The sequence below is a fragment of the Microbacterium sp. genome (genome assembly GCF_044340635.1).
GTDB lineage: Bacteria > Actinomycetota > Actinomycetes > Actinomycetales > Microbacteriaceae > Microbacterium.
On sequence record NZ_JBIITF010000004.1, the window covers coordinates 1 to 22,318 of the forward strand.

Annotated in this window: 20 protein-coding genes; 4 read left to right on the top strand and 16 right to left on the bottom strand. The window is 67.3% G+C overall.

Annotation, left to right across the window (positions count from 1 at the left end):
• A partial coding sequence (locus ACIQ0W_RS04725) for a GIY-YIG nuclease family protein (protein ID WP_396641659.1) occupies positions 1-394 on the top strand: 394 nt, incomplete at its 5' end.
• 236 nt (positions 395-630) lie between these two features.
• On the opposite strand, the gene ACIQ0W_RS04730 is transcribed toward ACIQ0W_RS04725, so the two are convergent.
• The 6 genes from ACIQ0W_RS04730 to ACIQ0W_RS04755 all read right to left on the bottom strand — a co-directional run bounded on the left by ACIQ0W_RS04730 (position 631) and on the right by ACIQ0W_RS04755 (position 5,219).
• A complete protein-coding gene (locus ACIQ0W_RS04730) occupies positions 631-1,890 on the bottom strand; it encodes a citrate synthase (RefSeq protein ID WP_396641880.1) in 1,260 nt (419 codons plus the stop codon).
• Positions 1,891-2,170: 280 nt separating this feature from the next.
• On the bottom strand, positions 2,171-3,283 hold the full coding sequence (gene dapC, locus ACIQ0W_RS04735) for a succinyldiaminopimelate transaminase (RefSeq protein ID WP_396641660.1): 1,113 nt from the start codon (positions 3,281-3,283) through the stop codon (positions 2,171-2,173).
• Positions 3,284-3,285: 2 nt separating this feature from the next.
• Positions 3,286-3,606, bottom strand: a complete 321-nt coding sequence (gene fdxA / locus ACIQ0W_RS04740) for a ferredoxin (RefSeq protein ID WP_396641661.1) — start codon at positions 3,604-3,606, stop codon at positions 3,286-3,288.
• A 29-nt stretch (positions 3,607-3,635) separates the two neighbouring features.
• Positions 3,636-4,049 carry a DUF6113 family protein gene (locus ACIQ0W_RS04745; RefSeq protein WP_396641662.1) on the bottom strand — a complete coding sequence of 138 codons (414 nt, stop codon included), beginning with the start codon at positions 4,047-4,049 and terminating at the stop codon, positions 3,636-3,638.
• A gap of 31 nt (positions 4,050-4,080) precedes the next feature.
• Positions 4,081-4,395, bottom strand: a complete 315-nt coding sequence (locus ACIQ0W_RS04750) for an AzlD domain-containing protein (protein ID WP_396641663.1) — start codon at positions 4,393-4,395, stop codon at positions 4,081-4,083.
• On the bottom strand, positions 4,392-5,219 hold the full coding sequence (locus ACIQ0W_RS04755; RefSeq protein ID WP_396641664.1) for an AzlC family ABC transporter permease: 828 nt from the start codon (positions 5,217-5,219) through the stop codon (positions 4,392-4,394). The genes ACIQ0W_RS04750 and ACIQ0W_RS04755 overlap by 4 nt, the downstream gene beginning before the upstream one ends.
• Before the next feature lie 65 nt (positions 5,220-5,284).
• Here ACIQ0W_RS04755 and ACIQ0W_RS04760 point away from each other — a divergent pair, with 65 nt between their 5' ends.
• Positions 5,285-5,833: a helix-turn-helix domain-containing protein gene (locus tag ACIQ0W_RS04760; RefSeq protein WP_396641665.1), complete on the top strand. Its 549-nt coding sequence runs from the start codon at positions 5,285-5,287 to the stop codon at positions 5,831-5,833.
• A gap of 96 nt (positions 5,834-5,929) precedes the next feature.
• Here ACIQ0W_RS04760 and typA read toward each other — a convergent pair whose 3' ends face one another.
• The 10 genes from typA to ACIQ0W_RS04810 form a co-directional block, all read right to left on the bottom strand.
• Positions 5,930-7,834 carry a translational GTPase TypA gene (typA, locus tag ACIQ0W_RS04765; protein WP_396641666.1) on the bottom strand — a complete coding sequence of 635 codons (1,905 nt, stop codon included), beginning with the start codon at positions 7,832-7,834 and terminating at the stop codon, positions 5,930-5,932.
• Between the two features lie 236 nt (positions 7,835-8,070).
• Positions 8,071-9,750: an ABC transporter family substrate-binding protein gene (locus ACIQ0W_RS04770; protein ID WP_396641667.1), complete on the bottom strand. Its 1,680-nt coding sequence runs from the start codon at positions 9,748-9,750 to the stop codon at positions 8,071-8,073.
• A gap of 65 nt (positions 9,751-9,815) precedes the next feature.
• Positions 9,816-11,960: a dipeptide ABC transporter ATP-binding protein gene (locus ACIQ0W_RS04775; RefSeq protein ID WP_396641668.1), complete on the bottom strand. Its 2,145-nt coding sequence runs from the start codon at positions 11,958-11,960 to the stop codon at positions 9,816-9,818.
• Positions 11,953-12,876 (bottom strand): ABC transporter permease, encoded by a 924-nt coding sequence (locus ACIQ0W_RS04780; protein ID WP_396641669.1) that lies wholly within the window; start codon positions 12,874-12,876, stop codon positions 11,953-11,955. Before ACIQ0W_RS04780 ends, ACIQ0W_RS04775 begins: the two co-directional genes overlap by 8 nt.
• A gap of 1 nt (position 12,877) precedes the next feature.
• Positions 12,878-13,861, bottom strand: coding sequence for an ABC transporter permease (locus tag ACIQ0W_RS04785; RefSeq protein ID WP_396641670.1), 984 nt, complete (start codon positions 13,859-13,861; stop codon positions 12,878-12,880).
• 262 nt (positions 13,862-14,123) lie between these two features.
• Positions 14,124-14,753, bottom strand: a complete 630-nt coding sequence (locus ACIQ0W_RS04790) for a PH domain-containing protein (RefSeq protein ID WP_396641671.1) — start codon at positions 14,751-14,753, stop codon at positions 14,124-14,126.
• A gap of 5 nt (positions 14,754-14,758) precedes the next feature.
• Positions 14,759-16,405, bottom strand: a complete 1,647-nt coding sequence (locus tag ACIQ0W_RS04795) for a dipeptide ABC transporter ATP-binding protein (protein ID WP_396641672.1) — start codon at positions 16,403-16,405, stop codon at positions 14,759-14,761.
• Positions 16,402-17,349, bottom strand: coding sequence for an ABC transporter permease (locus ACIQ0W_RS04800; protein ID WP_396641673.1), 948 nt, complete (start codon positions 17,347-17,349; stop codon positions 16,402-16,404). Before ACIQ0W_RS04800 ends, ACIQ0W_RS04795 begins: the two co-directional genes overlap by 4 nt.
• A complete protein-coding gene (locus ACIQ0W_RS04805) occupies positions 17,339-18,268 on the bottom strand; it encodes an ABC transporter permease (protein ID WP_036299486.1) in 930 nt (309 codons plus the stop codon). Before ACIQ0W_RS04805 ends, ACIQ0W_RS04800 begins: the two co-directional genes overlap by 11 nt.
• 159 nt (positions 18,269-18,427) lie before the next feature.
• A complete protein-coding gene (locus tag ACIQ0W_RS04810; protein ID WP_396641674.1) occupies positions 18,428-20,047 on the bottom strand; it encodes an ABC transporter substrate-binding protein in 1,620 nt (539 codons plus the stop codon).
• Positions 20,048-20,179: 132 nt separating this feature from the next.
• Here ACIQ0W_RS04810 and ACIQ0W_RS04815 point away from each other — a divergent pair, with 132 nt between their 5' ends.
• Complete coding sequence (locus ACIQ0W_RS04815) at positions 20,180-21,046, top strand: CPBP family intramembrane glutamic endopeptidase (protein WP_396641675.1); 867 nt, start codon at positions 20,180-20,182, stop codon at positions 21,044-21,046.
• Between the two features lie 246 nt (positions 21,047-21,292).
• Positions 21,293-22,234 (top strand): hypothetical protein, encoded by a 942-nt coding sequence (locus tag ACIQ0W_RS04820; RefSeq protein ID WP_396641676.1) that lies wholly within the window; start codon positions 21,293-21,295, stop codon positions 22,232-22,234.
• Positions 22,235-22,318 lie beyond the last annotated feature (84 nt).

Here is a 22,318-nt window from a genome sequence, read left to right on the forward strand (position 1 = left end):
CGCGCACGACGTCATCACGGAACTCGGTCGGGTAGGGCTTGGGCACAGCAACATCCTTCCAGGCCACCCTCGAGGGCAAGCCAGATCAGATGTCACCTATTCGTGCAGCAGTCCCCTCCTGCGCTGCAACGACGGCAGCTTCTACACCGGAAGCACCGCGCGCGACATCGAACAACGGGTCTGGGAACACAATCATGCTGACCGGGGCGCCGTGTACACGCGCCGCCGTCGTCCCGTCGCACTCGTGTGGTGCGCGTCCGACGGGTCGATTGAGCGCGTCGTCGCCTGGGAGAAGCGGATCCAGGGGTGGAGCCGAGCGAAGAAGCAAGCCTTGATCGACGGACGGATGTCCGATCTGCCCGGCCTCTCCCGCTCCGCGAGCGACAGTGACTGAGTCGAGACTCAGCGACCGGCCTCACGCTCCCTGAGCCTGTCGAACGGAGCAGCCAGGCACAACAGTCACTTCGACAAGCTCAGTGACCGAGGCACGACACAACACGTCACTTCGACAAGCTCAGTGACCGAGGCACGACACAACACGTCACTTCGACAAGCTCAGTGACCGAGGCCTCGCACAACACGTCACTTCGACAAGCTCAGTGACCGAGGCACGGCCCGACGATCGAGGGATCAGGCGCCGGGGTAGTTGCGCTCCGGTGCACCCGTGTACAGCTGCTGCGGGCGACCGATCTTCGTCTGCGGGTCCAGCTGCATCTCGCGCCAGTGCGCGAGCCAACCCGGCAGACGACCGATCGCGAACAACACCGTGAACATGCGCGTCGGGAAGCCCATCGCCTTGTAGATGACGCCGGTGTAGAAGTCGACGTTCGGGTACAGGCGACGCTCCTTGAAGTAATCGTCGCTCAGCGCGAGCTCTTCGAGTTCCTTCGCGAGGTCGAGCAACGGGTCGCTGACGCCGAGCGCCTCGAGCACCTCGTCCGCGGACTCCTTCACGAGCTTGGCGCGCGGGTCGTAGTTCTTGTAGACACGGTGGCCGAAGCCCATGAGCTTGACCCCGTCTTCCTTGTTCTTGACCCGCTCGACGAAGCGCGCAACACTCTCGCCCGAGTCGCGGATCTTGCCGAGCATGTCGAGCACCGCCTCGTTGGCGCCGCCGTGCAGGGGGCCGTAGAGCGCGTTGATTCCCGCCGAGATCGACGAGAACTGGTTCGCGCCGGTCGATCCGACAAGCCGCACCGTCGAGGTGGAAGCATTCTGCTCGTGATCTTCGTGCAGGATCAGCAGGCGTTCGAGAGCCCGCGACATGACGGGGTTCGGCTCGTAGATCTCACTCAGCACGCCGAAGTTGAGCTTCAGGAAGTTGTCGACGAAGCTCAGCGAGTTGTCGGGGTACAGGAAGGCCTGCCCCACGCTCTTCTTGTGCGCGTACGCCGCGATCACGGGGAGCTTCGCGAGCATCCGGATCGTGTTGAGCTCGATGTGCTCGGGGTTGTTCGGGTCGGACTCGCGCTCGTAGTACGTCGACAGCGCCGACACGGCAGACGAGAGCACCGACATCGGGTGCGCGGTGTGCGGCAGAGCCGAGAAGAAGCGCTTGAGGTCTTCGTGGAGCAGCGTGTGGTGACGGATGCGGTCGTCGAACGCCGCGAGCTCGTCTGCGCTCGGCAGCTCGCCGTAGATGAGCAGCCAGGCGACCTCGAGGTAGCTCGAGTGCGTGGCGAGCTGCTCGATCGGGTAACCGCGATAGCGCAGGATTCCCTTGTCACCGTCGATGAACGTGATCGCCGACTTGGTGGCGGCGGTGTTCACGAAGCCGTAGTCGAGAGTGGTGTGCCCGGTCTGGCGCATGAAGGTCGAGATATCGATGCTCGGCGTGCCGTCGCTCGCCTGCAGGACGGGGAGTTCCGCCGTTCGATCAGCGATGCTCAAGAACGCCTTCGTGGGCTGCGGTGCTGCCGACGCGCTGCCCGATTCGTTCTGCGTGGCGTCTTCATTGACATCGTTGCTCACGGCGCCTCCTTGCGATTGTCGTCGTCTGGGGGTTCAGCCGCGGCGGGCGGCTTTCGTTCGGTGCGACGCTGATGGAGCGACGACCGGAACGGCGGCGTCGAGGCTGATGGGCCCCAGACATCCGCGTCGTTACAGCCTAGTGCGCCATCGCGCCTACTATCGAACCGCCCAAAGCGTCGCCGGGTTCGATGGTGGATGTCTACGAAACAGTCGCGCGGAGCCGAGCCGCCGCACGGGCGATGCGCTCGTCCGTGGCCGTGAGGGAAAGCCGCACGTGTTGCGGGAAGTGCTCACCGTAGAAGACTCCCGGCCCCGCGAGGATGCCGAGGTCCGCCAGTCGCCCCATGCTGTCCCACGCGTCGAGCCCCTCGGTCGCCCAGAGGTAGAGGCCCGCCTCGCTCCGATCGATCGTGAACCCGGCCTCCTCGAGCGCCGGCTTCAGGGCGGCGCGACGGCCGCGATACAGCTCTTTCTGGGCCGCGACATGCGCGTCGTCGCCGAGGGCCACGACCATCGCGGCCTGCACCGGACCGGGCAGCATGAGCCCGAGATGCTTGCGGATGTTCGCCAGGCGCGCGATCAGGTCGGGGTCGCCCGCCAGGAATGCGGCGCGGTATCCGGCGAGGTTCGACTGCTTGCTGAGCGAGTACACGGCCAGCACGCCGGTCGGGTCACCCCCCGTGACTCGCGGATCGAGGATGCTCGGGATGGGCTCGTTCGCCCACGAACCGGCCCAGCCGAGTTCGGCGTAGCATTCGTCGCCCGCGATGACGGCGCCGAGTTCACGGGCACGGGCGACCGCGCGGGCGAGCTGCTCGATATCCAGCACTCCACCGTCGGGATTGCCGGGCGAGTTCAGCCAGACGAGGCGCGTCGCGGCGGGCCACTCATCGGGTTCGTCGGAGGCGAATGGGATCGCGCCGGCAACGCGTGCACCGATCTCGTACGTCGGGTACGCGGCGCGCGGATGCACGACCACATCCCGTTCGCCGAGACCCAGCAGGGTCGGCAGCAGCGCCACGAGTTCCTTCGAGCCGATCGTCGGCAGCACGTTGCGCGGTTCGAGCCCGGCGACACCGCGTCGGCGACCGAACCACTCGGCGATCGCCTCGCGAAGCGCTGGCGTTCCGACCGTCTGCGGGTAAGCGTGCGCATCGGTCGCCTCGGCGAGCGCTCGACGGATGATCTCGGGCGTGGGGTCGACCGGTGAGCCGATCGAGAGGTCGGCGATCCCATCCGGATGCTGCCGTGCCCGCGCCGCGTAGGGCTCGACCTGGTCCCACGGGTAGTCGGGGAGGCCCAGGACCCCCACGCTCAGTGCTCCTGCGGGGGAAGCGCCTCGATGACGGGGTGGTCCTTGTGGATCACGCCGACCTTGGCCGCGCCGCCGGGCGACCCGATGTCGTTGAAGAACTCGACATTCGCCTTGTAGTAGTCGCTCCACTCGGCGGGAAGGTCGTCCTCGTAGTAGATCGCCTCGACGGGGCACACGGGCTCGCAGGCGCCGCAGTCGACGCACTCGTCCGGATGGATGTACAACGACCGTTCACCCTCGTAGATGCAGTCGACGGGGCACTCGTCGATGCAGGCACGGTCCTTCACATCGACGCACGGGAGGGCGATCACGTAGGTCACCCGACCAGTCTATGTCGGCGCGGACGCGCTCAGATCCGGCCGGCGTCGGCACCGACGGATGCGTCGGCCTGCGCGGCCGCAGCGGGCCGGGTCGACGCCGGGAACTCGGGCCAGGCCACGATCAGCACGGCGACGAGCGGACAGGCGACCGTCCATACCACGGCGGCCATGCCCGCGGGGGCGATGACGGATCCGCCTGGCCCCTCCCCCGAGAACACGATGACTGCCAGCGTTATCCCCACACCGGCGGCGACGGAGGCCCACCGATCGGCGAGCAGCCGGATGGCGAGCATCAGCGCCGCGGCGCCGAGGATCCCCAGGACGAGGCCGACCGGAATGCCCCAGATCGTCGCCGCGTGAGCGACCGTGCCGACGACGCCGAAAACGGCGCCCGCGAGCGCGGCGATGACCAACGTCGGGATACGTGAGACGAACTTCGGCATGGGCTCGACGATACCCCGCGCGAGTCGTCCTTCAGACGGCCCAGCCCGTCAACCGCAGCAGGGCTGCCGTCACCGCTGCCGCCGCGACCACCACCAGGAACGGGGCGCGGATGGCCAGCAGCCCCGCGGCGACCAGCACGGCAGGCACCCGCGCATCGACCGCGAGTGCCTGCCCCGCCCCGACGGTTTGTACGGCGACCAGGGCGGCGAGCAATGCGACGGTGAGCAGGTCGGCGATTCGCGCGGGGCGGGGCGCCTGCACCCACGCCGTGGGCAAGAGGTAGCCGACCGCCTTGAGCGCGAGACAGATGACGGATGCGAGCAGCACAGCGGTCCACAGGGTCATGGCAGTCCGTCCCAGCCTTGGTCCACACGTTTTGACCCTTCGACAGGCTCAGGGTCCGTCGGCCGTCCCGGTCCCTGAGGTTGTCGAAGGGACCCGCTTGAGTCATCAACCCGCCCGAGCCAGTTGAACCACCCCACGACGATCGCCACGACGGCGGCCAGCAGCACGGGCATCCCGGGCATGAGCCCGGGGGTCAGGACCGTCGCGACGACCGCGGCGGCGACACCCACGGCGATGGCCTGGCGACCGCGCAGCCGTGGCCAGAGCAGCGCCAGGAAGGCCGCCGCCGCGGCGGCGTCGAGCCCGTACGCCTTCGGATCGCCGAGGACGTCGCCGAGCAGCGCTCCGATGAGGGTCATGATGTTCCAGCCGAGGTAGATTCCGAGCCCGGTCAGCCAGAACCCGAGCGTGCGGGCATGCGGTGTGGTCTGGGCGAGCGACACGGCGGTCGACTCGTCGATCGTGAACTGCGCGGCGCTGGCACGGCGCAGCAAGCCCCGACCGATGACCGGAGACATCCGCATCCCGTACGCGACGTTACGGACGCCGAGGAGGGCTGCCGAGGCGATCGCGGCGGGTGCCGCCGCCAGTCCCCCCGCGCCGATGACTCCGACGAACGCGAACTGCGAGCCCCCGGTGAACATGACGAGGCTCAAGATGCAGGTCTGCCACACATCGAGCCCAGATGCGACGGACAGGGCGCCGAACGACACCCCATAGACGCTCGTCGCGAGAGCGACCCCCAGCGCCTGCCTGCGTGCGCGCCGCGCCTCGGGGTTCGGCTGGCCATCGGCGTCCCGCCTGGCACGCCGATGGGGACTCATGAGTGAGAGTCTGAACAGTGGACGGATGACTGTCAAGTCGAACGATCGTTTGCCATAATGAACGAATGGAACCCCTCGGCGCCCGTATCGCCCGGACCCTGCGTCGCGAACGCGAGGCCATCGGCATCTCAGTTTCGGAGCTCGCCCGGCGCGCGGACGTATCCAAAGCCACGGTCTCGCAGCTCGAAAGCGGCTCGGGCAATCCGAGCGTCGAAACGCTCTGGGCCCTCGCCGTGGCGCTCGGTGTGCCGTTCGCCGTTTTCGTCGACCAAGAGGCGCAGGCGCCCACGCTCGTGCGCGCCAGCTCGGCCGCGGGCATCCCATCCTCCGCCGCGCCGTATGTGGCTTCGCTGCTGTCGGCCAGTCCTCCCAACGCCCGGCGCGACATCTATCTGATCCGGGCCGAGCCGGGAGAGCCACGCGTGTCGCATCCGCACCAGCGGAGCACGACAGAGCACCTCGTCCTCGTCAGCGGACGTGCACGGGTCGGCCCGGCCGACGCGCCGCACGTGCTCGATCCCGGCGACTACCTGGCCTACGCCGGGGACGCGCCGCACGTGTTCGAGGCACTGCAGCCGGGCACCAGTGCCGTGCTGGTGTCCGAACTGCGCTGAGCGCGCCATCCGCTCGCCCACACGCGCGAACGGACGCAACACGCCGCTCGCATCAGCGAGGTACGGCGTGTTGCGTCCGTTCGAGAGAAGGGCAGCTCAGCCCTGGCGCTTGAGGCGTGCCGTGGCGCGTGCGCGCTCGTTCGCGTCCAGCGCGACCTTGCGGATGCGGACGATCTCGGGCGTGACCTCGACGCATTCGTCGTCGCGGGCGAACTCGAGGCTCTCTTCCAGCGTCAGCAGGCGCGGCGGCGTCATCGACTCGAAGGTGTCGGAGCTCGCGGCACGCATGTTCGTGAGCTTCTTCTCCTTCGTGATGTTCACGTCCATGTCATCGGCACGCGAGTTCTCGCCGACGACCATGCCCTCGTAGACCTCCTGCGTGGGCTGGACGAAGAACGACATGCGCTCCTGCAGCGCGATGATCGCGAAGGGGGTGACGACACCCGAGCGGTCGGAGACGATCGAACCGTTCTGACGCGTGACGATCGCGCCCGCCCAGGGCTCGTAGCCGTGCGAGATCGCGTTCGCGATGCCGGTGCCGCGGGTCGTGGTCAGGAACTCGGTGCGGAAGCCGATCAGGCCGCGCGAGGGGACGATGAACTCCATGCGCACCCAGCCGGTGCCGTGGTTGGTCATGTTGTCCATGCGGCCCTTGCGGGCCGCGAGCAGCTGCGTGATCGCGCCGAGGTATTCCTCGGGAGCGTCGATCGTCAGGTGCTCGAAGGGCTCGTGCGTCTTGCCGTCGACCTGCTTCGTGACCACCTGGGGCTTGCCAACGGTCAGCTCGAAGCCCTCGCGTCGCATGTTCTCGACCAGGATGGCGAGGGCCAGCTCTCCACGACCCTGCACCTCCCAGGCATCCGGGCGTCCGATGTCGAGGACCTTGAGCGAGACGTTACCGATCAGCTCGCGGTCGAGGCGGTCCTTGACCATGCGCGCGGTGAGCTTGTGCCCCTTGACCTTGCCGACGAGCGGCGAGGTGTTCGTGCCGATGGTCATCGAGATCGCGGGGTCGTCGACCGTGATCCCCGGGAGGGGACGGATGTCTTCGGGGTCGGCGATCGTCTCACCGATCGTGATGTCGGGGAAGCCGGCGATCGCGACGATGTCACCCGGGCCCGCGTCATCCGCGGGGTAGCGCTCGAGCGCGCGGGTCTTGAAGAGCTCGGTGATGCGGGCGTTGCTGGTCGAACCGTCGGCGCGCACCCAGGCGACCGTCTGGCCCTTCTTGAGCGTGCCGTTGAAGACGCGAAGCAGTGCGAGGCGGCCGAGGAAGGGGCTCGAGTCGAGGTTCGTGACCCAGGCCTGCAGGGGCGCGTCGTCGTCGTACGACGGCGCGGGAACGTGCTCGAGGATCGCGCCGAAGAGCGGCTCGAGGTCGTCGTTGTCGGGCAGAGCACCGTTGTCGGGACGGTTCAGCGACGCGGCACCGGCACGACCGCTGGCGTAGACGACGGGGACATCGAGCAGGGCGTCGACATCGAGGTCCGGAACGTCGTCGACCAGGTCGGACGCGAGTCCGAGCAGCAGGTCGTGGCTCTCTTCCTCGACCTCGGCGATGCGGGCGTCGGGACGGTCGGTCTTGTTGACCAGCAGGATGACGGGGAGCTTGGCCTCGAGGGCCTTGCGCAGCACGAACCGGGTCTGCGGGAGGGGTCCCTCCGAGGCATCCACGAGCAGCACGACGCCGTCGACCATGGACAGGCCGCGCTCGACCTCGCCACCGAAGTCGGCGTGGCCCGGGGTGTCGATGACGTTGATCGTCACGGGACCGTCGGTCGCGTGGACACCCTTGTAGGTGACCGCCGTGTTCTTGGCGAGGATCGTGATGCCCTTTTCGCGCTCGAGGTCGTTCGAGTCCATCGCGCGCTCTTCGGTGTGCTCGTGCGAGCCGAACGAGCCGGTCTGGCGGAGCATCGCGTCGACGAGGGTCGTCTTGCCGTGGTCGACGTGCGCGACGATCGCGACATTGCGGAGATCGGAACGGAAGGCACGCGCCATGAAAAGGTCCTTGCAGTGATGGGAAGTGTGAGAGACGGCCCCCGTGTTCTGACAGGCTCAACAGCCGTTGTCGAAGGGTCCAGTCCCGACCAGCCTATCGCAGGCCGCTGTGAGCCCGGCGTGTGCCCGCTCTCGAACCCCGCGCACAGCAGAGTACCTGCGCCGGGCAACAGGGCGGGGAACGGAAACGGGGCGGGACCCGAAGGATCCCACCCCGCCCGAACCGAGGTTCGTGCTTACTCGGCAGCCCAGCCCACGAGCGTCCAGTCGACCGTCTCGAACTGCGTGGCGCCGTAGTTCACGACGCCATCCTGCACAGCCCACACGTTCGGGAGCGGCGCGATCGGGAACATCGGGACGTACTCCCAGATGGCCGCGTTGATCTCGTTCGCGATCTCGATGCGCGCCTCGGGGTCAAGCTCGGCATTCGCCTGATCCCACAGGTCACCGAGCGCCTCATCGGTCGTGCCGGTGAAGTTCTGCTCGGAGTCCAGCGGGAAGAAGAGCGGCTCCGTCGACGAGATCGGGAAGGCGGTGCCGACCCACGAGAAGCTGACCATCTCGAAGTCGCCCGGGATCACGTAGTCGCTGAAGTAGCCGGCGACGGGCACGGAGACGAGCTCGACGGGGATGCCGAACTCGCCGAGGTCGGCCTGCACCTGCTCGGCACGCTGGATGTTGGTCGCGGTGTCGGCGGGAACGGTGACGCTCAGCTCGAGCGGCTCGCCGTCCTTGACCCACGACTCGCCGTCCTTCGTGTATCCGGCCTCTTCGAGGAAGGCCGCACCGGCGTCTACGTCGTAAGGCAGGGCGGCGTCGGTGTACCCGTCCTGACCCGGCATGAAGATGTAGTCACCCTGCGTCACGGCGGGGACGCCTACCGGCGTGTTGGCCGCTGCCGAGATCTGCTCACGGTTGACGATCGAGGCGACCGCCTTGCGCACGTTCACGTCCGCAAGCGGCCCTTCCTTTGCGTTCATCGTCACGTGCGTCCAGGTCAGACCGTTCGTGGCCTGGATGTCCGCACCGTCGACCGTCTGCGCGGTCTCGTACTGATCGGCGTTCGCCGAGATGTAGAGCGCATCGATCTCACCGTTCGCGAACGACGAACCCTGCTGGTCCTGGCTCACGGCCTGGAACAGGATGCGGTCGAGCTTGGGGGTCTCGCCCCACCACAGGGGGTTGCGCTCAGCCGTGATCACCCCGCCGGTCGTGTCGACTTCGGTGATCACGAAGGGGCCCGCCGAAGGCGTGGCCGTCGTGAGGAAGCCCTCGTTGAAGACGGCGGGGTCGCTCGCGACGCTCTCCTTCAGGAGCGATGTGAAGAGACCTTGCCAGTCGGCGTACACCGATGAGAAGGTCACGACGAGGTGGTATTCGTCATCACCCGCCTCCATCGATTCGATCTGGTCCCAGCCGCTCGTAGAGACGTTGATGTATTCCTCGTTGGAGCCGTTGTTCGCCTGCCACGTGGCCACGTAGTCGGCAACAGTGACGGGAGTCCCGTCCTCCCAAACGGCGTCGGGATTGAGCTTGATCTCGACGACCTGCGGGTCTTCGCTCGTGATCTCCGCGGACGACGCGTAGTTCTCATCGATGATCGGAGCACCGGATTCGTCGATCTTGAAGGGTCCACCGATGGTGGTCTCAACGAGGTCGACCGTGTCGGACTCGTTTCCGTCGATCTGGTAGATGTTGAAATTCGAGGGCAGGGCGGAGATGGCGAGGTTGAGGTCTCCGCCGTCCTGAACGCCGGCGGCATCCGCACGGATCCAGTCGGTCGTCGGGAGCTCTGCGGCATCCGTCGGGGCGTCGCTCGGACCCTCGGTGTTGCCTGCAGAACAGCCCGCGATGACCAGCGCCGAAGCGCCGAGCATCGCGATGGCGCCGAGCGCCTTCGCACTTCGAGTTCTCATGTGATCGTTTCCTCTCGTGTTTTCTGGGGAAGACCGAGGCGGCGTGGTGCCGTCGCCTCGGGCGTTTACCCGGCGCGGCCGAGCGCCGCCTCATCCATCAGCGCGGAGCGATCCGCGTGATGGCAGGCGACGCTCGCGCGGCCGTGCCGGGTCAGTTCGGGGTCGCTTCCGCGGCAGACCTGCTGCGACGCGTCGTCCAGCAACGCGTACAGCGGGCAGCGGGTGCGGAAGCGGCACCCCGAGATCTCCTGCGTCGGGCTCGGGAGGTCTCCCTGCAGCAGGATGCGTGTGCGAGCGCGTTCGATGCGCGGGTCGGGAATCGGTGCGGCCGAGATGAGGGCCTTGGTGTACGGATGCCTCGGCTCGTTGAACACCTCGGCGATCGGGCCGTGTTCGACGATGCGACCGAGGTACATCACGGCAACATCGTCGGCGATCTGCCGGACGACGGCGAGGTCGTGTGCCACGAAGAGGAACGAGAGGCCCAGGCGGTCCTTGAGGTCTTCGAGCAGGTTGATGATGCCGGCCTGGATCGACACATCGAGAGCCGAGACCGGCTCGTCGAGCACGATGATCGAGGGGTTCGTCGAGAGCGCGCGGGCGATACCGATGCGCTGCCGCTGTCCGCCCGAGAACTCGTGCGGGTACCGGTCGGCCATGGCGGGGTCCAGCCCGACAAGCTCCAGCAGTTCGACGACGCGCCGATCGCGCTCGGCCTTCGGCTTGCCCGCGACCCACAGCGGCTCGGTGATGACCTCGCCGATCGGCAGACGCGGGTCGATCGCGCCCATCGGGTCTTGGAAGACGATCTGGATGTCTTCACGCAACGCGTGGCGCGCGCCCTTGCCGAGCTCGCCCACGTCCTTGCCCGAGATCTCGATCCGTCCGCCCTGGGGCGCGACCATCTCCATGATCTCGAGGATCGTCGTGGTCTTGCCGCACCCGGACTCGCCCACGAGCCCGAGCGTGCGCCCCGCTTGGAGCGTGAACGAGACACCATCGACGGCACGCACGGTGCCGATGCGGCGCGGGAAGATCGACCCCTTCATGAGGGGGAAGTGCCGCACCAGATCGGTGACTCGGACGACGGGAGCATCCGTCGTCTGGGCACGCTCCTCCTGGGGCAGCGGCTCGGGCCGCGGGAACACCCCGGCGCGCGGCAACTCACCGCGAGCGATCTCACCGGCACGGATGCACGCCGAGACGTGGGGCGGAACCGAACCCGGGTCGTGGTCGATCAGCTCGGGCTCGACGTCGTGGCACGCGTCGATCGAAACGGGACAGCGCGGCGCGAAGGGGCAGCCGCGAGGCAGGGCGCTGAGCGAGGGCGGCCGACCCTCGAGCGGCACCAGGCGCTGGGTTCCGGCGGTCAGCATGTTCGGAACAGACCGCAACAGGCCGATCGTGTACGGCATGTGCGGCTCGTGGAAGACCTCGTCGGTCGTTCCGAGTTCGACGAGCTTGCCCGCGTACATCACGCCGACGCGGTCCGCGTGCCCTGCCACGACCCCGAGGTCGTGCGTGATGAGGACCACGGCGGAGCCCGTGATCTCGCGCGCCGTCTCGAGGACCTCGAGGATCTGCGCCTGGATCGTCACATCGAGCGCCGTCGTCGGCTCGTCGGCGATGATCACCTTCGGGTCGTTCGCGATGGCCATGGCGATCATGGCACGCTGACGCATCCCGCCCGAGAACTCGTGCGGGAAGGCGCGAGCGCGGCGCTCGGCGTCGGGAATCCCGACGATCTTCAGCAGCTCGACCGCGCGCGCGTGCGCAGCCTGCACCGAGAGGGAGGAGTCGTGCAGACGCAGGCCCTCGGAGATCTGGTCGCCGACCGAGTACACCGGGGTCAGCGCCGAGAGCGGGTCCTGGAACACCATGGCGAGTTCGGCGCCGCGGATGCGGGACAGCTCGTTGTCGCCCATGCCGAGAAGCGAGCGGCCCTCGAACTCGATAACGCCGGTGATCTGTGCCGACGAAGGCAGCAGACCCATGACCGCGAGCGAAGACACGGACTTGCCCGAACCGGACTCGCCCACGATGCCGAGGAACTCCCCCGCGTGCACGTCGTACGAGATGCCCCGGACGGCACGCACCGGGTCGCCGCCGCGCTGCGGGAACGTCACGCTCAGGTCGCGGACGGAGAGCAGCGGCGCACCGACGACGGGCGTGCGCGCGGCGGCCTTGCGGCCGACGTGGAACTCAGCCACGGTTCACCCCCGAGGTCGGGTCGATGGCATCGCGCAGGGCGTCGCCGATCAGGCTGATGGCGAAGAGCAGGATGATGAGCACCGCCGCGGGGAAGACGAACAGCCAGGGTCGGGTGAGCGCCGCGGCGGTGCCGTCGGCGAGAAGCGTGCCGAGCGAGACATCCGGCTTCTGAACTCCGAACCCGAAGTAGCTCAGCGACGTCTCGGCCATGATCGAGGCCACGATGCCCAGCGTCGCGTCGATGATCAGCAAGGACGCGATGTTCGGCAGGATGTGGCGCCCCAGGATCTTGCGCGTCGGCATGCCCATGTAGCGGGCCGCGCGGACGAAGTCGCGGTTTCGGAGCGACCGCGTCTGGTTGCGGACGACCTGCGCCATGATCATCCAGCTGAAGATCGCCAGGAAGAATGTCAGCGCGAGCCATGACAGCCCGCGGGTCAGGGGGCTCAGCAGCACGAGGATGAAGAACGAGGGGATCACGAGCAGCAGGTGGATGAACCATCCGATCACGCTGTCCGCGCGTCCCCCGAGATACCCCGCGAGCGATCCCACGATCGCGGCGATCAGGGTGGCACCGATACCGGCCAGCAGCCCGATGATGAGCGACTTCTGCAGGCCCGACATGGTCTGGGCGTAGATGTCCTGTCCGATCGCGTTCGTGCCGAACCAGTGGCGGAGGGTCGGCCCCATGCCCATGTTCAGCGCGTCGCGGTCGGTGACACCCCACGGGTACGCCAGCGGCCCGATGATCGCCCACAGCACGATCAGGACGAAGGCGGATGCGCCGACCCAGAATCGCGGCATGCCGCGCAGCCGCGCCCACACCAGGCGGTTGCGCGAGAGCGGCTTGCGCTCCCGGGTGACCGGGTCGCGGGGCTCGAGCGGCGCCTCGAGCGCCTCTTGCTGCATGGTCATGTCAGGCCCTCACCCTCGGGTCGAGCGCCGCGTACAGCACTTCGGACAGCGTCGACGACAGCAGCACGAGCACCGCGACGAACAGCGTCGATCCCGCAACCGCGTTGATGTCGTTCTGTGTCACGGCGTTCAGCTGGAACTGGCCCATCCCCCGCCACGAGAAGACGATCTCGAGCATCGCCGAGCCGGCGATCAGCGTGCCGAAGCTGTAGGCGAAGAACGTCGACATGGGGATGAGCGCAATGCGCACGCCGTGGCGCACGAGCGCCTTCGAACGGGGCAGGCCCTTGGCTCGCGCGGTGCGGATGTAGTCGGCACCGAGCACATCGAGCATGACGCTGCGCTGGTAGCGCGAGTACGACGAGGCGCTGATCAGCACGAGGGCGATCGTCGGCAGCAGGAGATGGATGGCTCGGTCGAGCGCGATGTCCCACCAGCCTCCCGATATCCCGGCCGTGTACTCGCCCGTGAAGCGGATGACCTGGGTTCCCAGGGCGTTGTTGAAAGACGTCGCGGCGATCATGAGCAGAACGCCGATCACGAACGTCGGTGTCGCGAAGACGATGTACGACGAGTACGTGACGATCTGGTCGCTCGCGCGGTACTGCCGCACGGCCCCCCAGACGCCGAGCAGCACACCCACGATCGCGCCGAGGATCGACCCGATCAGCAGCAGACGCAGGCTCGCGCCTGACCGAGCCGCGATCTCGGCCGTGACCTGCGCCCCGCCGACCGTCTCGCCGAGCGAGAACTGCGTGAACAGATCAACGAGCCAGTTCCACAGCCGCACGAGCACGGGGACGTCGGGGTTCACACCCATCGCGTTGAGGCTCGCATCGATCGAGGACTGCGGGGGACGCGGATTCATCCCGTAGAACCGGTCTTGGGGCTTCAGCAGCACGCTCGCCAGAATGTAGGCGAGGCACGTCGCGATCAGGCTGAGGATCGCGTAGTGGATGAACCTGCGGGCCACATAGAGCGTCACCGGGCGGGCCTGGCGGGTGTGTCGCGGTATGCAGCGGGGGAAGTTGCGTACGTCATCGTGGATCTCTCGGAAACGGTTCCGGGTGGAACTCGGTGTCACGAATGCTGGTTCTCAGCCCGCCGTGGGGACCGGCGATTCCATAGACCCTAACCCGGTATATCGATTCGGCCACCCCTATGCGCGTGTCTTTTCACGAACGTAACAATCCCGCCCTGTGCAAGAAATGCGCCAAAGGCAGCTCCTGCTTTGCCCATTTCGGCAATCAGGAAGCGTTCACGGTGATCAGGGCGCCCACGGCCCACACGGCGATGGCAGCGAGCGCAATCAGGGCCGGCACGTCCCAGCCGCGACGGACGACGGATGCTGCGGGTGCGAACCCCGGCACAGTGAGCTCTGGCACGGGCTCACCCTCCGTGGCCGAGATCCACTGTTCGCGGAGCAGCTCCATGTCGCGCAGGGCGGGCGGCTCTCGTCGCTCGCCGCCGCCGAGACGCAGACCCGGCCGGGCGGGCCGTCCCGCGACCGGACCGCCGAAGCTCGCGACATCCCGTCCCGTACTCAGTCGAAAGCGCACCTGCCACCGCAGCTCGATGTCGCGCACGGCGCTCCAGGGGAACTCGACGATCCGCAACAGGTTGTGAACGCGAACACCGTCGGCATCCGTCCGGATGTGCGGGGCGTACACGAGCACGTAGACGAACCAGAGCACCAACAGGACCCAGGGCGCCAACAACAGCATCTCGCCGAGCCCGGCACGCACGGCCGCGTCGACGAGCAACGCGAGGGCAACGACGCCGCCGGCGATCGCCCCGATCGTGGCGGAGGGGGCGCGGAATACCCGCACATCCCTGGGCCCGCCGACAGGTTCGCTCGGCGCAGACGGCGAGGGCACGCCCGTCACACGCCGCCCAGCGGGATCGATGCACCCGGGATCGCCGCGAGCAGGCGCCGTGTGTACTCCTCGGCGGGATTAGCGAAGATCTCGTCGACCGTGCCCTGTTCGACGATCTTGCCGCGCTCCATGACCGCCACCGTATCCGCGGCGACGCGGACGACGGCGAGGTCGTGCGTGATGAACAGGTACGTCAACCCCAGCTCGCTCTGCAGCTCCGCGAGCAGCTGCAGGATCTGATCCTGCACGAGCACGTCGAGAGCCGACACGGCCTCGTCCAGCACGACGACGTCGGGCTTGAGCGCGAGCGCCCGCGCGATGGCCACGCGCTGACGCTGGCCGCCCGAGAGTTCGTTGGGATAGCGCGACTCCAGCTCCTGCGGAAGCGAGACCTGATCCAGCAGCTCGGCCACACGCGCACGGCGCGATGCGCGATCGCCGACCTTGTGAATGTTGAGTGGCTCCGAGATCGTGTTGCCGATGTTGCGGAGCGGATCGAGCGATCCATACGGGTCCTGGAAGACCGGCTGCATCTGACGGCGCAGCCGGAATGCCTCCCGGCCGCTGAGCTTCGCGACGTTCTGCCCGTCGACGAACACGTCGCCCGAGGTCGGATCCTCGAGCTTGAGCACCATCTTCGCGACGGTGGACTTGCCCGAACCGGACTCGCCCACCAGGGCCAGGGTCTTGCCGCGCGGGATCTGGAACGACACCCCGTCGACGGCACGGAAGGCCTCGCTGCGGAAGCCGCCGAGGCGGATCTTGTATTCCTTGACGAGGTCGCGGACCTCGATCGCGGGAGCGGCCGGCGCAGCATTCGTGCCGGCCAGTTCGCGCGGCCGGGTCTGAATGCGCTGGGACGCCAGGCTGGGCGCCGCGGCGACGAGACGCTGGGTGTAGGGGTGCAGCGGGTTCTCGAGGATCTCGCGGCTCGGGCCCATCTCGACGATCTCACCGCGGTTCATCACGATGATCTTCTCGGCGCGCTCGGCGGCGAGGCCCAGGTCGTGCGTGATGAGCAGCACCGAAGTGCCCTTGTCGCGGGTGAGCGTCGCCATGTGGTCGAGGATGACGCGCTGCACCGTGACGTCGAGGGCCGAGGTCGGCTCGTCGGCGATGAGCAGCTTCGGGTCGGCGGCCAGACCGATGCCGATCAGCGCACGCTGGCGCATGCCGCCCGAGAACTGGTGCGGGAACTGATGAAGGCGTTTCGCCGCATCCGGAAGTCCCGCCTGCTGCAGAACCTCGATCGCACGGGCATCGATTTCCTTGCGCCCCGAAGCGATTCCATTCGCACGGATCGCCTCCTTGACCTGGAAGCCGATGCTCCACACCGGGTTGAGGTTCGACATCGGGTCCTGCGGTACGTAGCCGATCTCACGCCCGCGGATGCGCTCCATCTGCGTGGCGTTGAGGTCGGTGAGTTCGCGGCCGTCGAGCTTGATGCTCCCGCCCGTCACCAGACCGTTGCCCGGGAGGAGGTTGACAACGGCCGACGCGGTCGTGGACTTGCCCGAGCCGGACTCCCCCACGATCGCCACGGTCTCGCCGGGGAAGATGTCCAGGCTCACGCCGTGCAGCACCTCGTTGGAGCCGAACGCGACGGTGAGGTCACGGATGCTCAGGAGCGGGACGTCGGTGCGCTCGCTCATCGGCGGGCCCTCGCCTTCGGATCGATGCCGTCTCGGATGAGCTCACCCAACACGATGAACGCCAAGACGGTGACAGTCAGCGCGATCGAGGGGTAGATCAGCGCCATGGGGGCCACGCGGAGTGACTGCTGCGCCTGGCTGATGTCATTGCCCCACGACATCGTCGTGCTGCCGAGCCCGACACCGAGGAACGCCAGGGTGGCCTCGGCGACGATCGCGGCCGCGAGTGAAATCGTCGCGACGACCAGAACCGGCGGCAACGCGTTCGGCACGACGTGCGAGATCAGGGTCTTGATGCGCGACTGGCCGAGCGCGCGTGAAGCCATCACGAAGTCGGCCTGACGCACCCGCAGGATCTCCGCACGCACGATGCGGGCCGTCGCGGCCCACGCGAATCCACCGATGGCGAACGCGAGGGTGAAGACCGTGCGGTTCTGGGAGAAGACGCTCATCACGACGATCGCCGCAAGGATGTACGGGATGGCGAAGAAGATGTCGCCGATGCGCGAGAGCACGGAGTCCAGCCATCCGCCGTAGAACCCGGCAAGGGCGCCGAAGACCAGGCCGACGACGGTACCGATCAGCGTGGCCAGGAGGCCCACCGAGAGCGATGTGCGCGCTCCCCAGACGATGCGCGACCAGATGTCGCAACCGAGGAATGTGAAGCCGAGCGGATGTCCCGGCGCGGGGCCACCGTTGCTGTTCTCGAGGAAGCAGTCGTTGGCCGGGGGCACCTGGGTGAACAGCGTCGGCGCGAACGCCATGACGACGATCACGAGCACCACGACGCTCGAGACCCAGAAGGTCGGGCGCCGACGCATGTCGCGCCACGCGTCGAGCCAGAGGTTGCTGCGTTTCGCGGCGACGCGGACCTCGTCGACCTTGATCTCGGTCTCGCGGACCGGGGCGACGAAGTGCGGGGCGGGATTCAGATCACTTGGCATAGCGGATCCTCGGATCGAGCAGACCGTAGAGCAGGTCGACGATGAGATTGACGAGCACGTAGACGACGACGAACACCGTCACGATCGAGACCACGGTCGGCCCCTCCTGACGGATCGTCGCCGAGTACAGCGTGTTGCCGATGCCCGGGACGTTGAAGATTCCCTCGGTGACGGTCGCGCCGACCAGCAGGACGCCGAAGTTCGTGGCCGAGTTGGTGATGACGGGCAGCAGAGAGTTCCGCATGACATGCACGGGCACGACGCGTCGGCGCGAGAGCCCCTTGCTGTACGCGGTGCGAACCCAGTCCTGATTGAGCGTGTCGATCGTCGAGGCCCGCATCAGGCGCATGCTCGTCGCGTACAGGCTGAAACCCAGCACGAGAGCGGGCAACGTGAGGTCGAACCATCCGTTCTGCGATCCGACCGTTGGACGGAACCATCCCCACTGGATGGCGAGGAAGTACTGCGCGAGGAACGCGAGCACGAAGATCGGAACGGCGACGAAGATCAGTGCGACGACGAGAGACGTGTTGTCGAACAGCTTGCCCTTGCGGAGCGCCGAAATCGTGCCGATCACGATGGCGAGGGTGAACTCGATGATGATCGCCAGAACCGCGAGGCGGAAGGTCACCGGGAAGGTACGGACGAGAATCTCACTCACCGGCTGACCCGAGAAGCTGATGCCGAAGTCACCCCGGAGAACGCCGGTGATGTAGTAGAAGTACTGCACCAGGAACGGGTCGTCGAGGTGATACCTCTCGCGCAACTGCTCGAGCAGTGCGGGGTTCGGGGTCCGGTCGCCGAAGAGGGCGAGGATCGGATCCCCAGGCATGGCGAAAACCATGAAGTAGATGAGCAGTGTCGCCCCGAAGAACACGGGGATGACCTGCAGAAGACGTCTGAGGATGTACGCGAGCACCCTCACTCCCTCCGGATACGGGGCGAGCGCGTGCCCTGTCGGCACGCGCGAACCCGCTAAGAGCATCGTGCCGCGTCGGGTGGGCGAACGCGAGCCCTGGGGAACATGTCGCGAGGCGGTGACGTGTAACCGTCACCGCCTCGCGAGTGAGATCAGGCCTTAGCCCTTGGTGATCTCGTGGTAGAGCGGAACCGAGTTCCAACCGAACTCGACGTTCTCGACCGTGTCGGCGTATCCGCCGGTCACGTTCGAGTACCAGAGCGGCGTGGCCGGCAGGTCCTGCAGCAGAACGGACTGCGCCTGCTGGAACAGCTCGTTCGCCTCACCGATGTCGGTGGAGGAGATGCCCTCGGCCAGCAGCGCGTCGAACTCTTCGTTCGAGTAGTCGCCGTCATTCGAGCCCGCGTTGGTCGCGTAGAGCGGTCCGAGGAAGTTGTACAGGCCGGGGTAGTCGGCCTGCCATCCGGTACGGAACGCGGTGGTGATCGTGCGGGAGTTGACGAGCTCGCGCAGTTCGGCGAACGTCGGGTACGGTGCACCCGACGACTCGATGCCGAGCACGTTGGTGATCGAGTTGGTCACCGCGTCGACCCAGGCCTGGTGGCCACCGTCGGCGTTGTACGCGATCTGGAACGAACCATCCCACGGGGAGATGGCGTCGGCCTCGGCCCAGAGAGCCTGTGCCTCTTCCTCGTTGTACTCGAGGACCTCGGCGCCTTCGAGCGCGTCCGACCAACCCGCGATGACGGGCGACGTGAAGTCGCTCGCGGGGGTGCGGGTGCCCTCGAAGATCACGTCGGTGATCTGCGCGCGGTCGATGGCCATCGAGATGGCCTGACGGCGCAGCTGGCCCTCTTCGCCCGCGAAGTGCGGGAGGTACTCGGGAACGGTGAAGGACTGGAACACCGCGGCCGGCTGGTTCACCGCGCGGTCGCCGAGGTCCGACTCGAACGTTGCGAGCGACCCCGTCGGGATCTGATCGACGACGTCGACCTCACCCGCGAGCAGGTCGGCGTAGGAGGCATCCTGCGATGCGTAGAAGATGATCGACAGACCGCCGTTCATCACCTCGCGCACGCCCTGGTAGTCCTCGTTCTTGACGAGGTCGATCTGCACGTCGTGCTGCCACGCGCCCTCACCGTCGAGCATGTACGGGCCGTTGCCGATCGGGTTCTCGCCGTACGCGGCCATGTCCTCGAACGCGACGTCGGGCAGCGGGTAGTAGGCCGAGTAGCCGAGACGCAGCGCGAAGTCCGAGGCCGGCTTGTTCAGCGCGATCGTGAACGTGTAGTCGTCGACCTGCTCGAGGCCCGTGAGCTCCGAGTCCTCGTCGTAGCTGAAGCCCTCGATGTCCTCGAAGAAGTAGCTGTTGTACTGCTCGTTCGAGGCAAGTGCGCCGTAGTTCCACGCCTTGATGAAGTTGTCGGCGGTGACTTCCTCGCCGTCCGTGAAGGTCTGGCCTTCCTTGATCTTCACCGTCAGGTTCTGCGGGTCATCGACCGTGATCTCTTCGGCCATGTCGTTGACGGGCGAGCCATCCGCACCGTAGGACACCAGGCCCGCGAAGATCGCGTCGAGGATCTTTCCGCCGCCGACCTCGTTGGTCGCGGTGGGGATGAGCGGGTTTTCCGGCTCAGAACCGTTCGTGGTGATGATCGCGTCGCTCGCGCCGCCACCGTCGGTGTCGCCCGAGTCTCCGCCACCCGCGCAGCCGGCGAGCGTGAGCCCTCCGACGGCGAGGAGCGCGAGCCCCGACAGGGCAATCTTGTTGCGCTTCACTTGTCCTCCTGTTAAGAGTGCTGTTACGCGCAGCGTCACGGTCGTGAGTCTGCGCGGGATAGAGAAACCCTAGGCATCCTGGTCCGATTGCTCCAAATCATGAGCAAAACCGTTACATAGCCTTAACTCGGGATGCCGTCTATATGGCAATCTGACGAAGTGGATGCCGTGAGCCCCTTGTCCCGATCCGATCGGACTCGCCTGTGGTGGGAGATCGGCATCGTGCTGGCCCTGTCCGTGGGGCGCTCCGCGCTGTACTCCGTGCTGCAGCTGGTGCAGTCGCTGGAGCGAGACGAGTCGCTCGGTCAGCAGTCGACATCCGTGAACCCCGGGGCCGCGGCATCCGAATTCTGGCCTGTGCTGTACCAGTTCCTGTCGCAGCTCTTCGCGCTGGTGCCCGTTGCGCTCGCGATCTGGCTGCTGTGGGAGCCCGGTAAGTCCGCTTTCCGGCGCATCGGGCTGGACTTCCGCCGCTTCGGCGGGGACTTCGGGCGGGGCGTTCTGCTCATCGTCGTGATCGGAGTGCCGGGGCTCGGACTCTATGCGGCCGGTCGCGCTCTGGGCATCACGGTGCAGGTGGACGCGTCGCCTCTCGACGCCTCGTGGTGGACGGTGCCGCTGCTGCTGGTCGCGGCCGTGCGCGCGGGACTCACCGAAGAGGTCATCTTCATCGGGTACCTCTTCGATCGGCTGCGGCGGCTCGGGTGGGGCTGGTGGACGATCATCCTGTCGACCGCGGCGCTGCGGGGCGCGTATCACGCGTACCAGGGGTTCGGCCCGATGATCGGCAACTTCGTGATGGGCGTGGTCTTCGGCTGGTGCTACCGGCGCTGGGGCCGCGTCATGCCGCTCGTGATCGCGCACACGCTGATCGATGTGATCGCCTTCATCGGGTACCCCCTGGCTGCGGCGTGGTGGCCGGGCGTGTTCGGTGTGCCGGTGGGCCCGACGCCTACGCCATCCGGGACTCCGTCGCCTTCGCCGTCCGGGACCCCCTGACTCGCGCGCTCCTCCCCTTACCCCGCTCCGGGCCGCCACTCCGCCCAAACACCCCATCTGCGCCGAGACACCTCTCGCCACAGGGTGTTTCGACGCACATGGGGTGTCTCGGCGCCCGAATGTGCACACGCGCGGCCGGTTGGGGCGGCGGCGGGCGGCTCCTCCACAGGAGCGTGCGTGGCTGACGTGAGCACCGACATCCGAACAGCGGCGTCCGTGCCAGGCCCGCTCCGGAACATTTGACGGATGCAGCAATCCCCCTCCCTCGACGAAGCCCGGCTCATGCTCGCCGCTGACGAGCGGCACATGCCCGCCGGCCTCTACCGACGCGCCTCGCGTCGAGAACTCATCCGCGTGCGGCCCGGGGTTTACGCATCTGCAGAATGGTGGAGCGGTCTACGCCCCCACGAGCGGTATCGGCAACGGGTCGCCGCCGCGGCGCGCGTGTTCCCCGATGCGGTATTCATGCGCGAGTCGGCGGCATCGATCCACGAGCTCCCGACGTTCGGCGAACCCCGCGACATCCACATCTTCGACCCGGACCGCCGGACGACGAAGCGATTCGGGGATGTCGTCGTTCACGCGACGCAGACGCCGCGGGATGTTGTGAGAATCGATAGCTGGTGTGCGACCGATCTCACGGCGACCGTGGTCGACACGGCGCGGCACCTGCCTCCCGCCTACGCCCTCGCGGTCGTTGACGCCGCGCTGCGACGAGGTTTGGGGCGGGCGCACCTGCGCGACTGGTCTTTGCGGGACTCAAACCGGCGCCACGAGCGCATGCTGGCGTGGGTGTGGGACTTCGCCGACCCGCTCGCCGAATCCGCAGGAGAGTCAGTCAGCCGAGCGGTAATTTCCTGGCTGGGTTTTGCCGTACCGGTGCTGCAGCAGGTCTTCACCTTCGAGGGAATCACGGACCGCTCGGACTTCTGGTGGCCTCATGTCAGAGCGATCGGCGAGTCCGACGGCTACGGGAAGTACGTCGCGTTGACGGCCCAGGCGGCCGTCAACCGAGTAGTGCGAGAGAAGGTGCGCGAAGACCGGCTCCGCCGATACTCGGACGGCTTTGCCCGGTGGGATTGGGCCGACACCCATCTGGTGTTGCCCGTGGAGCGCAAGCTGCTGCGCGCCGGCGTTCCGCTGGTGGCATCGCGCGACAACGCGATGCTCGCGACCCTGCGTCGGTAGAAGGGGCATCCGGATGCCGGGGCTCATTCGGTGGAGCAGTCCCATCCGAGTGAGCCCCGACATCCGGGCGCTTCTGTCGTCAGG